Raw genomic sequence first — 13,007 nt, 5'->3', positions numbered from 1 at the left:
CAGACGAGCACCCTTTCATGACCCGCACCGCAGACATCACCCGCAACACCAACGAAACCCAGATCCGGGTTTCGCTCAATCTCGACGGCACCGGCCGCCAGAAACTCAACACCGGCGTGCCCTTCCTCGACCACATGCTCGACCAGATCGCGCGCCACGGCATGATCGACCTGGAAGTCGAGGCAGTGGGTGACTTGCACATCGACGCCCACCACACCGTCGAGGACACCGGCATCACGCTCGGCATGGCCATCGCCAAGGCCGTCGGCGACAAGAAGGGCATGACCCGCTACGGCCACGCCTACGTGCCGCTGGACGAGGCGCTGTCGCGCGTGGTGATCGATTTCTCGGGCCGTCCGGGCCTGGAAATGCACATCCCGTGGACGCGCGCGATGATCGGCAGCTTCGATGTCGACCTGACGGGCGAATTCTTCCGCGGCTTCGTGAACCACGCCGGCGTGACCCTGCACATCGATAACCTGCGCGGCGTGAACGCGCACCACCAGTGCGAGACCGTGTTCAAGGCCTTCGGGCGCGCGCTGCGCATGGCGACCACGCTCGACGAGCGCGCCGCCGGCATCATCCCTTCGACCAAAGGCAGCCTGTAGAGCCATGACGAACAAGATTGTGGTGGTCGACGGCCTGGGCAACCTGCGCTCGGTGGCGCAGGCGCTGCGCGCGGCCGCGCCGCAAGCGCAGATCCTGGTGTCGAACAAGGCGGCCGACATCGATGCGGCCGACCGCATCGTGCTGCCGGGGCAGGGCGCGATGCGCGACTGCATGGCCAGCCTGCGCGAGTCCGGCGCCGAAGAAGCCTTGCTGCGGGCCGTGAACAGCCGTCCGGTCATGGGCGTGTGCGTCGGCGAGCAGATGCTGTTCGACGAGAGCGAGGAAAATGGCGGCACGCCGGGCCTGGGCCTGTTCGCGGGCAAGGTGGTACGCTTCCAGCTCGACGGCAAGCTGCAGGCCGACGGCTCGCGCTTCAAGGTGCCGCAGATGGGCTGGAACCGCGTCCGGCAAACGCGCTCGCACCCGCTGTGGAACGGCGTCGACGACGCCAGCTATTTCTATTTCGTGCACAGCTATTACGTCGCGCCCGAACACGCAGGCGACACCATCGGCGAAGCCGACTACGGCGGCGCCTACACCTGCGCCGTTGCGCGCGACAATATCGTCGCCACCCAGTTTCACCCCGAAAAAAGCGCGGCCGCCGGACTGCGCCTGTATCACAATTTCATCCACTGGAATCCGTGAACGCGCGCGTTCACGCTACCGTTTCCGCCAACTACACGATACCGACCATGCTGCTGATCCCCGCCATCGACCTGAAAGACGGTCACTGCGTTCGCCTCCAACAGGGCGATATGGACCTCGCCACCGTCTTTTCCGAAGACCCCGCCGAAATGGCCCTGCACTGGCTCAAGAAGGGCGCGCGCCGCCTGCACCTGGTCGACCTGAACGGCGCCTTCGCGGGCAAGCCGAAGAACGAGCCGGCCATCAAGTCGATCCTGCAGGTCGTGCAGGAATATGCCGAAGAAAACGGCATCGACGAGATCCCGGTCCAGCTGGGCGGCGGCATCCGCGACCTCGACACCATCGAGCGCTACCTCGACGACGGCATCAGCTACATCATCGTCGGCACCGCCGCCGTCAAGAATCCGGGCTTCCTGCACGACGCCTGCGGCGCCTTCCCGGGTTCCATCATCGTCGGCCTCGACGCGAAAGACGGCAAGGTCGCCACCGACGGCTGGAGCAAGATGAGCGGCCACGAAGTCATCGACCTGGCCAGGAAATTCGAGGGCTACGGCGTCGAATCGATCATCTACACGGACATCGGCCGTGACGGCATGATGGGCGGCATCAACATCGAAGCGACCGTGCGCCTGGCGCAAGCGGTGCGCATCCCGATCATCGCCTCGGGCGGCCTGCACAACCTGGCCGACGTCGAGGCGCTGTGCGCGGTGCAGGACGAAGGCATCGAAGGCGTGATCTGCGGCCGCTCGATCTACGAAGGCACGATCGACCTGGCGTCGGCCCAGGCGCGCGCCGACGAACTGACCGAGGGCGAACAGGCTTGACAGGCCTGGGAAACACTATGCTCGCAAAACGCATCATTCCCTGCCTCGACGTCACCGGAGGGCGCGTCGTCAAGGGCGTCAATTTCACCGAACTGCGCGATGCCGGCGACCCGGTCGAAATCGCCCGCCGTTACGACGGCCAGGGCGCCGACGAAATCACTTTCCTCGACATCACCGCCTCTTCCGACAACCGCGACCTGATCCTGCCGATCATCGAAGCGGTCGCCTCGACCGTCTTCATTCCGCTCACCGTCGGCGGCGGCGTGCGCCGCGTGGAAGACGTGCGCCGCCTGCTCAATGCCGGCGCCGACAAGGTCAGCATGAACACCTCGGCCGTGCAGAATCCGCAGCTGGTGTTCGAGGCCTCGCAAAAGCACGGCGCCCAGTGCATCGTCGTGGCCATCGATGCCAAGCAGGCCGGCCCCGGCAAATGGGAAGTGTTCACCCACGGCGGACGCAACGCGACCGGCATCGATGCGGTCGAATGGGCGATCGAGCTGGAAAAGCTGGGCGCGGGCGAATTGCTGCTCACCAGCATGGACCGCGACGGCACCAAATCCGGTTTCGACCTGGGCCTGACGCGCGCCGTCTCCGATGCGGTCGGCATCCCCGTGATCGCCTCGGGCGGGGTCGGCGGCCTGCAGGACCTGGCCGATGGCGTATTGGCCGGTCATGCCGACGCGGTGCTGGCCGCATCCATCTTCCACTACGGGCAGCACACGGTCGGCGAAGCGAAACGCTTCATGGCCGGCCTGGGCATCCCGATGCGCCTGGAGTGAGCATGCCCCATTCGACGACGGCCAATGCGGCCTGGCTGAAAAAAGTGCGCTGGGACGAAAACGGGCTGGTGCCCGTCATCGCCCAGGAAGCCGCCACGGGCGACATCCTGATGTTCGCCTGGATGAACCGCGATGCCCTGGCGCGCACGGCCGAACTGGGCGAAGCGGTGTACTGGAGCCGTTCGCGCAAAAAACTCTGGCACAAGGGCGAGGAATCCGGGCACACGCAAAAAGTGCTGGAGATGCGCCTCGACTGCGACGAAGACGTGGTGCTGCTCAAGATCGAGCAGGCCGGCGGCATCGCTTGCCACACCGGGCGCCATTCCTGCTTCTACCAGAAATTCGACGGCGACGACTGGCAGGCGGTGGAACCGGTGCTGCAGGACCCGGAGACGATTTACACGAACAAGAAGGCCCCATGAGCACGACCCTGGCGCGCCTGGCGCAAACGATCGAATCGCGCAAGCTGGAAAACGGCGGCGACCCGGCGACCTCGTATGTCGCCAAGCTGTTTTCCAAGGGCGACGATGCGATCCTGAAAAAGATCGGTGAAGAGGCGGTCGAGACCGTGATGGCGGCGAAAGATGCGCGCGTCTCCGGCGAGTCGGCCGCGCTGGTGTACGAAGTGGCCGACCTGTGGTTCCATTCGATGGTGCTGCTGGCCAGGTTCGATCTCACGCCGCAGCAAGTGATCGACGAGCTGGCGCGCCGCGAGGGCTTGTCCGGCCTGGACGAAAAGGCCTCGCGCAAGGCAGACTGATGGCGCGGCGTCACGGCGCCGTCATCGTCCTCGATTAAGATGGTTCGGATTGTCCTGCGGTGCAGTTGCCGCAGCAACAAAGATTGGAGACAGGTATGGAGCACTGCATTTTCTGTAAGATTGCCGCCGGGCAGATTCCGGCGCACGTCGTGTTCGAAGACGAGGACCTGCTCGCGTTTAAGGACATCAATCCGGCCGCGCCGGTGCACTTGCTGGTGATTCCGAAGCGGCACCTCGACACCTTGTCCGACGTGGGCGCCGAGCACACGGCGCTGCTGGGCAAGATGCTGGCGCTGGCGCCCAGGCTTGCTGCCGAACATGGCGTGGCGGTGACGACCAACGCCGACGGCAAGCGCAGCGGCGGCTACAAGACCCTGATCAACACCGGTCCCAACGGCGGGCAGGAGGTCTATCACCTGCACATGCACGTGTATGGCGGCGAACGCCCCTGGCGCGGCCTCGGCACCTGAGCGCTTGCTAAGGGATTACTAAGCGTCACCAACGCCAGCATGGCTTATACTGGCGCCGTAGGTATCAACCAGGCTTTAACGATTGCGGGCGCCGGGCGCCTGCTGAGGAGATCGAAATGGGTTCAATGAGCATTTGGCACTGGGTCATCGTGCTGGTCGTGGTGGTGCTGCTGTTCGGCACCAAAAAGCTGGGCAACGTGGGTTCCGACATCGGCAAGGCCGTCAAGGGCTTCAAGGATGGCGTCAAGGGCGACGAAGAAAAGTCGACCGTCAATACGACGACCACGACCACCGTCCACCCGAGCCAGGTCGCGGACAAATCGACGATCGACGTCGAGACCCGTGAAAAGCACCGTTCGTAATCCGGTCGCCGCCGTATGATCGATCTGGGATTGTCGAAGCTGGCCATCATCGGTGTGGTGGCGCTGATCGTGATCGGCCCTGAAAAGCTGCCGAAGGTAGCGCGCATGGCCGGCACGCTGTATGGCCGCGCCCAGCGCTACTTGCACGACGTCAAGTCCGAGGTCAGCCGCGAAATCCAGCTCGACGAGCTGCGCAACCTGCAAAAAGAGGTGCACGACAGCGCGGCCGAGTTCAAGTCGGATGTCGAGTTCCACATGCAGAGCAGCGTCCAGGAAGTCGAGGCCGCCTGGCGCGGCGATATCCAGCCGAGCGCGCCGGCGCCTGCCGCCAGCATGGATAACCTCGAGCGCAAGGCCAAGGATTTCCGGCGCAAGAAACTCGTGCGCAGCTCCGCCGTGCCGGCCTGGTACAAGCACCGCAACGGCGCCAAGACCCGGGTGCTGTCGGGCGCTGCGCGCGTGCGCAAGTTCCGCCCTGGCGTGAAATCCACGAATTCATTCTTTTAGAACTACATGACCGAAGAAGCGCCAGTCGAAGAAACCTTCATTTCCCACCTCGTCGAACTGCGCGACCGCCTCGTCAAGGCCATCATCGGCGTGGCGATCGTCTGCATCGGTCTGATGATCTGGCCGGGGCCGAAGGAAATCTACGACTTCCTCGCCGAGCCGATGCTCGCCTCGCTGCCGCCGGGTGCGAAAATGATCGCCACCGGCGTCGTCGCGCCCTTCCTGGTGCCGATGAAGGTCACGCTCATGCTCGCGCTGATCGTCGCGCTACCCTGGGTCTTCTACCAGCTGTGGGCCTTCGTCGCCCCTGGCCTGTACGCGCACGAGAAGCGGCTGGTGCTGCCACTGGTGATCTCGTCCTCGGCGCTGTTCATCGGCGGCGTCGCGTTCTGCTATTTCCTCGTCTTCGGCCGCGTATTCCATTTCATTGCCGAATTCGCCCCGTCCTCGATCGCCGTCATGCCCGACATCGAGAACTACCTCGACTTCGTGATGTCGATGTGCCTGGCCTTCGGCGCCACCTTCGAGGTGCCGGTGGTGGTCGTGATCCTGGTGCGCATGGGCATTGTCAGCGTCGAGAAGCTCAAATCGATCCGTCCCTACCTGATCGTGGGCGCCTTCGTCATCGCCGCCATCGTCACGCCGCCGGACGTGGTCAGCCAGCTGGCCCTGGCCATTCCGATGTGCCTGCTGTTCGAACTGGGCTTGCTGGTCGCGCCGATGTTTACGCGCATGACGCAAGCGCCGGAAGAGCCGGCCTGAGCGAGCGCGCCACGATCGATGAAGCCGGGCTTGCCCGGCTTTGTCTTGCGCAAAACGGTTCCTTTCCCCAGGGTGTGAAAAAACATCATTGTGCGGAAATCCCGTCATTACGGGATAGCGCGTTGATATAATTCCGCTTTTGCAATTTTGCCCAGCGTTCATGCGCTTTTGCGCCGCTGCAAATATTGTCGCCGGTTTTCTCCGCTACTTAAGGAATACGATGAAACGTCCAGGATCCCGCCTGTCCTTCCCAAGCTGCCGCACCCTCATGTTCATGGCCGTCGCCAGCGCCTTCCCGCTGCAGGCAAGCCAGGCCCAGGAGGCAGCCGCGCCGGCGCAGGAAACGCCTGCCGCGCAGGCCGACGCGCAGTCCGGACAGCGCCTCGACGTCGTGATCGTGACGGCCCAGCGCCGCGCCGAGAACATCAAGGACGTGCCGATGGCGATCACCACCTTCAGCGGCGACCGCCTCGGGGCAGTCACTGCCGGCGGCCAGGACATCCGTTTCCTCGCCAGCCGCGCGCCGAGCCTGAACGTCGAATCCGACTATGGCCGCTCCTTCCCGCGCTTTTATATCCGCGGCCAGGGCAATACCGACTTCGACCTGAATGCATCGCAGCCGGTGGGCCTGGTGGTCGACGACATCGTCCAGGAAAGCCCGATGTTGAAAGGCTTCCCGGTGTTCGACGTCGAACAGGTCGAGGTGCTGCGCGGCCCGCAGGGCACGCTGTTCGGCCGCAACTCGCCGGCCGGCGTGATCAAGTTCGATTCGGTGCGTCCGGTATTGGGCAAGACCGAGGGTTACTTCAGCGGCGGCTTCGCCACCCACCGCTCCTTCAATGCCGAAGGGGCCTACAACCTGCCGATCAGCGAGACGGTGGCCGCGCGCGTGTCGCTGCAGTCGAACGTGCGCGACGACCGCGTGCACAACCCGCGTCCAACCGGCACCCGCGACTTCGAAGGCTATACCGACACCGCCGCCCGCGTGCAGGTGCTGGTGCAGCCGAACAGGCAATTCAGCGCCCTGTTCAACCTCCATGGCCGCGACCTCGACAACAATGCCACGCTGTTCCGCGCGAACATCATCAAGAAGGGCACCAACGCGCTGGTCGACGGCTTCGATTACGGCAGCTATCCGACCGATGGCGTCAACGAGCAGACCCTGCGCACCAAGGGCGCCAACATGCGCCTGCGCTGGAACCTCGACCGCGTGACCCTGCACTCGATCACCGGCTACGAGACGGCCGACTTCTTCAGCCGCGCCGACGTCGACGGCGGTTTCGGCGCCGTCTACGCGCAGCCGATGGGCCCCGGCTTCATTCCCTTCGTCGTCGAGACGGCCGACCTGCTGCCCGAGCACAAGCAGTACACGCAGGAGTTCCGCGCCGAGTCGAACGTGCCCGGTCCGCTGCAGTGGATCGGCGGCCTGTTCTTCTTCAAGGAAGACATCCGCATCGACAGCATCAGCTTCGATTCGCTCGCGCCGGGCAATCCGCAAAATCCGTTCTACGCCACCCAGGACCAGTCGACCAAGTCGTGGGCAGCCTTCGGTTCGCTGAACTACGCGGTCTCCGAGCAACTCAAACTGCGCGCCGGCCTGCGCTACACCAGCGACAAGAAGGATTTCTCGGCACGCCGCGTCGAAGCCACCACCGCCGGCCCCTTCGGCATCCATAACGATTCGGACAACGTCAGCTGGGACCTCTCCGGCACGTATGCGCTGAACAAGGACACGAACCTGTTCGCGCGCGTCGCCACCGGCTACCGCGCACCGAGCATGCAGGGCCGCCTGAACGGCCTGGCCGACCGTCCATCGTTCGCCGACGCCGAGAAAGCCCTGTCCTACGAGGCCGGCATCAAGCAAGACCTGTTCGACCGCCGCGCGCGCGTCTCGGCCAGCGTCTTCCAGTACCGCGTGAAAGACAAGCAGCTCACCGCCGGCAGCGGCGTGATCAACATGAACCAGCTGATCAACGCCGACCGGGTCACCGGCCAGGGCGTCGAGCTCGACCTGCAGGCCGTGCTGAGCGACTCGCTGCGCATGACCCTGGGCGCCAGCTACAACGATACCGAGATCAAGGATGCGTCGCTGTTCGTCCAGCAATGCGGCAACTTCGCCAACACCGGCGCCCTGGCCGGCTGCACGGTCACCGATCCGGCCGGCCCGTTCGCCGGCACCGTGCGCATCGACGGCAACCCGATGCCGCGCGCGCCGAAGTGGCAGGCCAACTTCAGCCTGCGCTACACGGTCCCGCTGGGCGAGGGCGACTTCTTCGCCTACACCGACTGGGCTTACCGCAGCACCTACAACATGTTCCTGTACGAAGCGCGCGAGTACAAGGCCAGGTCGCTGGTCGAAGGCGGCCTGCGCGTCGGCTACAAGTGGGGCGACGGCAAGTACGAAGTGGCGGCCTTTGCACGCAACATCACCGACCGCGTGCAGATCGTCGGCGCCATCGATTTCAATAACCTGACCGGTATCCTGAACGAGCCGCGCACCGCGGGCGCCCAGTTCCGCGTCAACTTCTGATCGGCGCCGCAAGGTAAAAAGCCGGGCCGATGCGAATCGGCCCGGCTTTTTTCATGCGCCGGCCTTATCGGGTCGGCCGTGGCGCCTCAGGTGCCGCTGCACTGCGGCAGCGATCTGCGCGTGTTCAGCAGCGTCGCGCTGTCGCCCTCGGACGGCGTGTTGTCGGTGAATTTGCAGCCGTACTTCGGATCGGCTAGCACCGCGGGCGTGAGGACGTCGTCGCCTTCGGGCTTGATTCCCTGCTGCTCCCATTTCACCATCGCCTCGAAGGCCGCGACCTGCTCGGCGAGCGTGAAGTCGCAGTGGCTGATGCCGCGGATCGCGCGCTGCACCAGCAAGCCGGCCGTGCCGGCCGCATCGGCGCGGCGCTTGTAGATCTGCTCCATGCTGAAGGGCACGTACATGTCGCCCAGGGTGTGGATGGTGACCATCGGGACCCTGATCAGGGCATTCGTCTTCGGCACCCAGCGCAGGCCGTCGCGGCGCAGGCGGTTCGCATCGGGCTGGGCCTGGACGCGGAAGATCGACGCGTTGTACGCCTGCTCCTCGGCGCTCAGGGCCGGGTCGGCATCGAGCTGGAACACGATGTCCCTGGTGCTCACCACGTCCTCGCTCAGGATGCCGTTGATCTTGCCGTCGCGTCCGAAGGTGCCCCAGACGGTGGCCTGCAGCGGACCGGCGTAGGCAAGGTCGAACAGCGGGCGCGGGCCGCCGGTCAGGTTCTGGACGATCTGCTTGAGGCGCAGGCCCTGCGCCGTCGGCACGGCCGGGCCGTTCGGGGTGCCGCCCGGGAAGCTGGAGAACAGCTTGGCCTGCACCTGCGGCGCGATGGCCGCCCAGTTCGCCACCGGCCAGCTGGTGGCGGGCATGCCGGCTTCGACCTGGGCCGCGCTCTGGTAGGCGGCAAAATAATCGAACAGCTCGGTGTCGCCCAGCACGGCGCACATCGGCAAGGCGCCGTTGTAGCGGATGCGGTTGTTGGCGGTGGCGATGTTCTCCTCGTCGACGGCGGCGGCCGTGATATGCCCGCCCATCGACACGCCCATGATGTAGGTTTTGAATGGGGCCGCCAGGGTGCGGCCGTTCTGGCGCGCGATGTTGACGAATTCGATCGCCAGCGCGTTCGTGTCTTCCACGCCGGCGCGCACGTCATAGTAATTCTTGCTGTAGCTCGAGGCCGCCCAGGCATAGCCCTGGCTCAGCAAATGGCGCCGGATCGCCGGCGGCGACACCGACAGGTTGGCGCCTTCGCCGGCATAGCCGTGCGCGTACATCACCAGCATGCCGTTCCAGTTCGTCGGCACCTCGACCTGGTAGCTCGTATTGTTCAGGATGCCCGACCAGCGGTCGGTGGCGGGCGTGCCGGCCAGCGCCGCGAAGGTCGCCGCGGTCTGGACCGGGGCGAAGGTGCGCGTGTCCTGCGCCCGTGCCGGTTCCGGCGCCGCAGCGAAGGGAACCGGTGTCACCGCTGCCTGCGGCAGGCGCGCCGTGTCGTCGTCGCTGCCGCCGCAGGCGGACAGGACAAGTGCCGCCAGCAGGGGGGCGATGTGCCGACGCGATACGAAAATGCTGAGCTGCTTTTTCATCGAAGGTCTCCATGGTTATTGTTTTGCACAGCGAAACCAGAGTCCGCTTGGCGGTTTTATTCTAGAGTTAATCGGAAAACAATGTAAGCAAAGCCTGCGCGCGTGACCCGACTGCAACGGTTGATCCGGGGCGGGTGCACGGATGGGCGAAAAAAAACCGGGGCAGCGGCCCCGGCAAGGTCCTGCGCCTTCGGTTACGGGCAATTGCCGATGATGTAATAGCCGGCCGAGGTTTGCGCCAGCGTGGACGTATAGAAGGTATTGTTCAGGCCCATGTTCTGGTTCGAGCCGTTCGCCAGCGCATAGCCGCCGCTGTCGTGGGCGCGCCCGGCCTGCACATGCGTGTAGTTGCTGGCGCTGGTCGTGGTGCAGGCAAACCCGGACGTGGTGCTGCCGGTCACCGTCGCCGAGCGCGCGCTCTCCACGCCGCCGTTGCCGAGCGCCGAGACTTGATAGCTGTAGCTGGTGGCTGCCGCCAGGCCGGTGTCGGTGTAGCTGGTGGCCGCGACCGCCGACGCATTGACCTTGGTCCCGTTGCGGTAGACGTTGTAGCCGGTGGCGCCGTTCGACGCGTTCCAGCTCAGCGCGATGCTGGCGGCCGTGCGCGCGCCGACCGCGAGATTGGCCGGGGCCTGCAAGGCCGGTGGCGCGCCCACCAGGAACTGGGCGATGGCGCAGGCGGTGGACGTCAACCCGGTGCCGCTGTCGGTCGCCGTCACGCTGCCGCTGTAATAGCCGTCGGCGCGCGCCGCATAGGCTTTGCTGAAACTGGCGCCGCTGCCGGCGGCCGCATCGTTGACCGGCGTCGGCCCGTTCAAGACCACGTGATAGCTGCCGATGGTGCCGCTGGCCGCCCCGTTGACCGTGACGGTGGAACCGGACACGCCGGCGCTGCACGAGCTCATCGACGGCGGCGCGACGCGGGCCACGCGCAGGTTGTTCTTGAACCAGAAGTCCATCACGAAGGCAGGGTAATTCACCTTGGTGGCGTCGACATAGTTCCCGCTCTGGCCGCCGCTGCCGGCCGGCCAGGCGTGGCCCATGCCGGTGACGGTGATTTCCGAGGTACGCACCTTGCCGTTCGCATCCGTGTACGGGATGTTGCTGCCGCCGGTCGGCACGGTGGCGGCCACGCCCTTGGCATACGTGCCGCCATAGGCGATGCGCATCGCCGCCGCGTCGAGCGGGCCGTAGGCCTGCGCCACCGTGTAGTCGTTGGTACCCCAGATGACGCCGGCCACCTGGGTGGAAAATTGCGGGAGATTGGCGCCTGCCAGGTTCTTGCAGTTGTTGGCGGCCGTGGTGGCCGTGTAGCCGGACGGCACCGCGCCGATCTGCAAGGTCGTCACGCCCGGCGGCGGGCCGGCGTTGATGCCGATGCCGGCGAAGATGTCCGGCGCCAGGCAGCCCATCACCATGGTCTGGGCGCCGCCCGAGGAGAGACCGGCGACATACACCTGTTTCGGGTCGATCGCGTACTGCGGGTTGCTGACGAAGCGGTTGATCAGATCGAGCAGGATGCCGGAGTGGCCGGTGCTGCGGCTGTGGGTGCTTTTCGCCCAGTCCCAGCAGTGCGAGCCGTACAGGTTGCCGGTGGCGTTCGGGGCCAGGATCACGGCGCCGTAGCTGTCGGCCACGCCTTTCCAGTTATAGCCCTTGTCGGCCGCGCCGTCGATGACGTCGCCGGCGGCGCTCTGGGAGCAGCCGTGCAGCACCAGCACCAGCGCGCGCTTGCCGGCCAGCACAGGCGCGGTGGCGGGCCAATAGTAGTAACCGGTCAGGGCGCCGCCGTTGACGGTATCGCTGGCCCAGGTCTGGTTGCCGGACCAGGTCCCGGGTCCGGCCTGCACCTGGGCCTGGGCGCCGGCCCAGGGAATCAATGCGGCGAAAAGGACAGCCTGGCGGGCCGCCTGACGAAACGAACATGCCATGTGACGCCTCCGTTGCGTGAAACACGATGATCGACCCGGGCGCGAGGACGCGACGGCGTCGCACTGGACGCACCGGGATAGGTGAAACGGGAGAGCAGGCAGCTTGCGACTGAACGCTAGGAGGCGGGCGGGGGAAGGGTAGGCATTGGCCGGTCTCCGCTGTCGGTATGGTGTATCGCGACGGGAAGTCGCCAGGGTATTCTAGACCTGCTCCCAAGCCGCACAAGCGGCGCGCAGGCACGCCGCTTGTGCGGTTTTGCACAGCATGCGTGGCGTTCCTCAGTTGGTCTTTAACAGGCCGCCATTGCCCATGCCGCCGGCGACCGACTGCGCTTTATAGCTGCGCACGGCTTTCACCAGCTGGTTGTACGAATCCATGAACGAGGCGGCCAGCACCTTGCCCTGCGGCGTCCGGCTGTAGCCGCTGGCGCCGGCCAGGCCGTGCTGGAAGAAGCCGGCCATCAGGCCCAGGTCCCAGTTCTGGGCGCTGCCCTCGGCCGCGGCCAGCTGCAGACCCGAGCGGTTGTCGATCAACAGCAGCATCGTCGAGGCCTCGTTCGATTTCATCGAGCTGCCGACCAGCGAGGCAACCATGCCGATGCGCCCGCCAAGCAGGGCCCCGTAGTTGCTGGTGCCCTTGGCGCTGAAGGTGACCGAGGGCGTGACGGTGTAGTCGGCGGCGACCATCTGCCCCTTGCCGAGGTTGCTGGTCTTGCGCAGCTCGCCTGCGTCCATCAGCGTGCGCTCGGCCTGCATGTTGCGAAACACCTGGCCGCGCTCGACGATGGCGAAGCAGTTCGACTGCTGCACGATCATGCGCAGCAGCGGCACCGTGCTTTGCATCCGGTACTCGGCGGTGAACTGCTGGAGCCAGGGCTGGTTCGATTCCTCGACGATCGACAGCGTACCGAGCGTGCGGTCGCATTTTTCGAGCTGTCCGCTGGCATTCACGGCAGTGGCGCCGCCGGCGGCGCCCGTGGCCACCGTCTTGGCGCCGGAGGCGCCGATGGTCGGCGTCGTGCCGCAGCCGGCCAGCGCAACGGACAGGAGGGAAATCAACAGCGGAACGCGGATCGCTTTCATACAGGGTCCTTGGGTGAGGTGGAGGAAAAATGCGCCAGCCTCCGATCCTAAGGTTTGCCCTATAGCATCATTTGTCAGCCATCAAACCGCGGCAGTCAAGCTCGCCGCGGGCATGAAAAAAACCGGGGCGCGCGGCCCCGGTTCGTTGTTTTCAGATCG

General features: G+C 65.5%; 14 protein-coding genes. 11 read left to right on the top strand and 3 right to left on the bottom strand.

Translation table 11 applies throughout. From position 1 onward, the window contains the following. Positions 1 to 17: 17 nt before the first annotated feature. The 11 genes from hisB (at position 18) to ACFPOU_RS05930 (ending at position 8,248) form a co-directional block, all read left to right on the top strand. Positions 18 to 608, top strand: coding sequence for an imidazoleglycerol-phosphate dehydratase HisB (gene hisB / locus ACFPOU_RS05980; protein WP_379718178.1), 591 nt, complete (start codon positions 18 to 20; stop codon positions 606 to 608). A gap of 4 nt (positions 609 to 612) precedes the next feature. After that, positions 613 to 1,254, top strand: a complete 642-nt coding sequence (gene hisH, locus ACFPOU_RS05975) for an imidazole glycerol phosphate synthase subunit HisH (protein ID WP_379718176.1) — start codon at positions 613 to 615, stop codon at positions 1,252 to 1,254. A 47-nt stretch (positions 1,255 to 1,301) separates the two neighbouring features. Then, complete coding sequence (hisA, locus tag ACFPOU_RS05970) at positions 1,302 to 2,078, top strand: 1-(5-phosphoribosyl)-5-[(5-phosphoribosylamino)methylideneamino]imidazole-4-carboxamide isomerase (protein WP_379718174.1); 777 nt, start codon at positions 1,302 to 1,304, stop codon at positions 2,076 to 2,078. A 17-nt stretch (positions 2,079 to 2,095) separates the two neighbouring features. Further along, positions 2,096 to 2,857, top strand: coding sequence for an imidazole glycerol phosphate synthase subunit HisF (gene hisF, locus ACFPOU_RS05965; protein WP_379718172.1), 762 nt, complete (start codon positions 2,096 to 2,098; stop codon positions 2,855 to 2,857). A gap of 2 nt (positions 2,858 to 2,859) precedes the next feature. Continuing rightward, complete coding sequence (gene hisI / locus ACFPOU_RS05960) at positions 2,860 to 3,279, top strand: phosphoribosyl-AMP cyclohydrolase (RefSeq protein WP_379718170.1); 420 nt, start codon at positions 2,860 to 2,862, stop codon at positions 3,277 to 3,279. Continuing rightward, complete coding sequence (locus ACFPOU_RS05955; protein WP_379718168.1) at positions 3,276 to 3,617, top strand: phosphoribosyl-ATP diphosphatase; 342 nt, start codon at positions 3,276 to 3,278, stop codon at positions 3,615 to 3,617. Before hisI ends, ACFPOU_RS05955 begins: the two co-directional genes overlap by 4 nt. Positions 3,618 to 3,712: 95 nt before the next feature. Continuing rightward, the gene (locus tag ACFPOU_RS05950; RefSeq protein WP_379718167.1) at positions 3,713 to 4,087 is read left to right on the top strand and encodes a histidine triad nucleotide-binding protein; all 375 of its coding nucleotides are present in this window, start codon (positions 3,713 to 3,715) and stop codon (positions 4,085 to 4,087) included. 116 nt (positions 4,088 to 4,203) lie between these two features. Then, a complete protein-coding gene (gene tatA / locus ACFPOU_RS05945) occupies positions 4,204 to 4,449 on the top strand; it encodes a Sec-independent protein translocase subunit TatA (protein ID WP_379718165.1) in 246 nt (81 codons plus the stop codon). Between the two features lie 15 nt (positions 4,450 to 4,464). Next, positions 4,465 to 4,956, top strand: coding sequence for a Sec-independent protein translocase protein TatB (gene tatB / locus ACFPOU_RS05940; protein WP_379718163.1), 492 nt, complete (start codon positions 4,465 to 4,467; stop codon positions 4,954 to 4,956). Positions 4,957 to 4,962: 6 nt separating this feature from the next. Beyond that, positions 4,963 to 5,718, top strand: coding sequence for a twin-arginine translocase subunit TatC (gene tatC, locus ACFPOU_RS05935; RefSeq protein WP_379718161.1), 756 nt, complete (start codon positions 4,963 to 4,965; stop codon positions 5,716 to 5,718). A 220-nt stretch (positions 5,719 to 5,938) separates the two neighbouring features. After that, positions 5,939 to 8,248 carry a TonB-dependent receptor gene (locus tag ACFPOU_RS05930; RefSeq protein ID WP_379718159.1) on the top strand — a complete coding sequence of 770 codons (2,310 nt, stop codon included), beginning with the start codon at positions 5,939 to 5,941 and terminating at the stop codon, positions 8,246 to 8,248. A gap of 86 nt (positions 8,249 to 8,334) precedes the next feature. Here ACFPOU_RS05930 and ACFPOU_RS05925 read toward each other — a convergent pair whose 3' ends face one another. The 3 genes from ACFPOU_RS05925 to ACFPOU_RS05915 all read right to left on the bottom strand — a co-directional run bounded on the left by ACFPOU_RS05925 (position 8,335) and on the right by ACFPOU_RS05915 (position 12,848). Next, positions 8,335 to 9,834, bottom strand: a complete 1,500-nt coding sequence (locus ACFPOU_RS05925; protein WP_379718157.1) for an alpha/beta hydrolase — start codon at positions 9,832 to 9,834, stop codon at positions 8,335 to 8,337. A gap of 194 nt (positions 9,835 to 10,028) precedes the next feature. Further along, positions 10,029 to 11,765: an extracellular catalytic domain type 1 short-chain-length polyhydroxyalkanoate depolymerase gene (locus ACFPOU_RS05920; RefSeq protein WP_379718155.1), complete on the bottom strand. Its 1,737-nt coding sequence runs from the start codon at positions 11,763 to 11,765 to the stop codon at positions 10,029 to 10,031. 279 nt (positions 11,766 to 12,044) lie between these two features. Further along, entirely contained in the window at positions 12,045 to 12,848 is an 804-nt protein-coding gene (locus tag ACFPOU_RS05915; protein ID WP_379718153.1) for a CsgG/HfaB family protein, read from the bottom strand. Between the last annotated feature and the right edge of the window lie 159 nt (positions 12,849 to 13,007).

It is taken from the genome of Massilia jejuensis, from assembly GCF_042656795.1.
In the GTDB taxonomy this organism is placed as follows: Bacteria; Pseudomonadota; Gammaproteobacteria; order Burkholderiales; family Burkholderiaceae_D; genus Telluria; species Telluria jejuensis.
The sequence above is the reverse complement of the archived record's forward strand: the minus strand, read 5'-3'. Positions and strand labels throughout refer to the sequence as shown.

Coding starts and splice junctions, on each gene's coding strand:
- hisF (WP_379718172.1), top strand. CDS start 2,096: ATGCTCGCAAAACGCATCATTCCCTGCCTCGACGTCACCGGAGGGCGC.
- hisB (WP_379718178.1), top strand. CDS start 18: ATGACCCGCACCGCAGACATCACCCGCAACACCAACGAAACCCAGATC.
- hisI (WP_379718170.1), top strand. CDS start 2,860: ATGCCCCATTCGACGACGGCCAATGCGGCCTGGCTGAAAAAAGTGCGC.
- tatB (WP_379718163.1), top strand. CDS start 4,465: ATGATCGATCTGGGATTGTCGAAGCTGGCCATCATCGGTGTGGTGGCG.
- ACFPOU_RS05930 (WP_379718159.1), top strand. CDS start 5,939: ATGAAACGTCCAGGATCCCGCCTGTCCTTCCCAAGCTGCCGCACCCTC.
- tatC (WP_379718161.1), top strand. CDS start 4,963: ATGACCGAAGAAGCGCCAGTCGAAGAAACCTTCATTTCCCACCTCGTC.
- hisH (WP_379718176.1), top strand. CDS start 613: ATGACGAACAAGATTGTGGTGGTCGACGGCCTGGGCAACCTGCGCTCG.
- hisA (WP_379718174.1), top strand. CDS start 1,302: ATGCTGCTGATCCCCGCCATCGACCTGAAAGACGGTCACTGCGTTCGC.
- ACFPOU_RS05950 (WP_379718167.1), top strand. CDS start 3,713: ATGGAGCACTGCATTTTCTGTAAGATTGCCGCCGGGCAGATTCCGGCG.
- ACFPOU_RS05925 (WP_379718157.1), bottom strand. CDS start 9,834: ATGAAAAAGCAGCTCAGCATTTTCGTATCGCGTCGGCACATCGCCCCC.
- ACFPOU_RS05920 (WP_379718155.1), bottom strand. CDS start 11,765: ATGGCATGTTCGTTTCGTCAGGCGGCCCGCCAGGCTGTCCTTTTCGCC.
- ACFPOU_RS05955 (WP_379718168.1), top strand. CDS start 3,276: ATGAGCACGACCCTGGCGCGCCTGGCGCAAACGATCGAATCGCGCAAG.
- ACFPOU_RS05915 (WP_379718153.1), bottom strand. CDS start 12,848: ATGAAAGCGATCCGCGTTCCGCTGTTGATTTCCCTCCTGTCCGTTGCG.
- tatA (WP_379718165.1), top strand. CDS start 4,204: ATGGGTTCAATGAGCATTTGGCACTGGGTCATCGTGCTGGTCGTGGTG.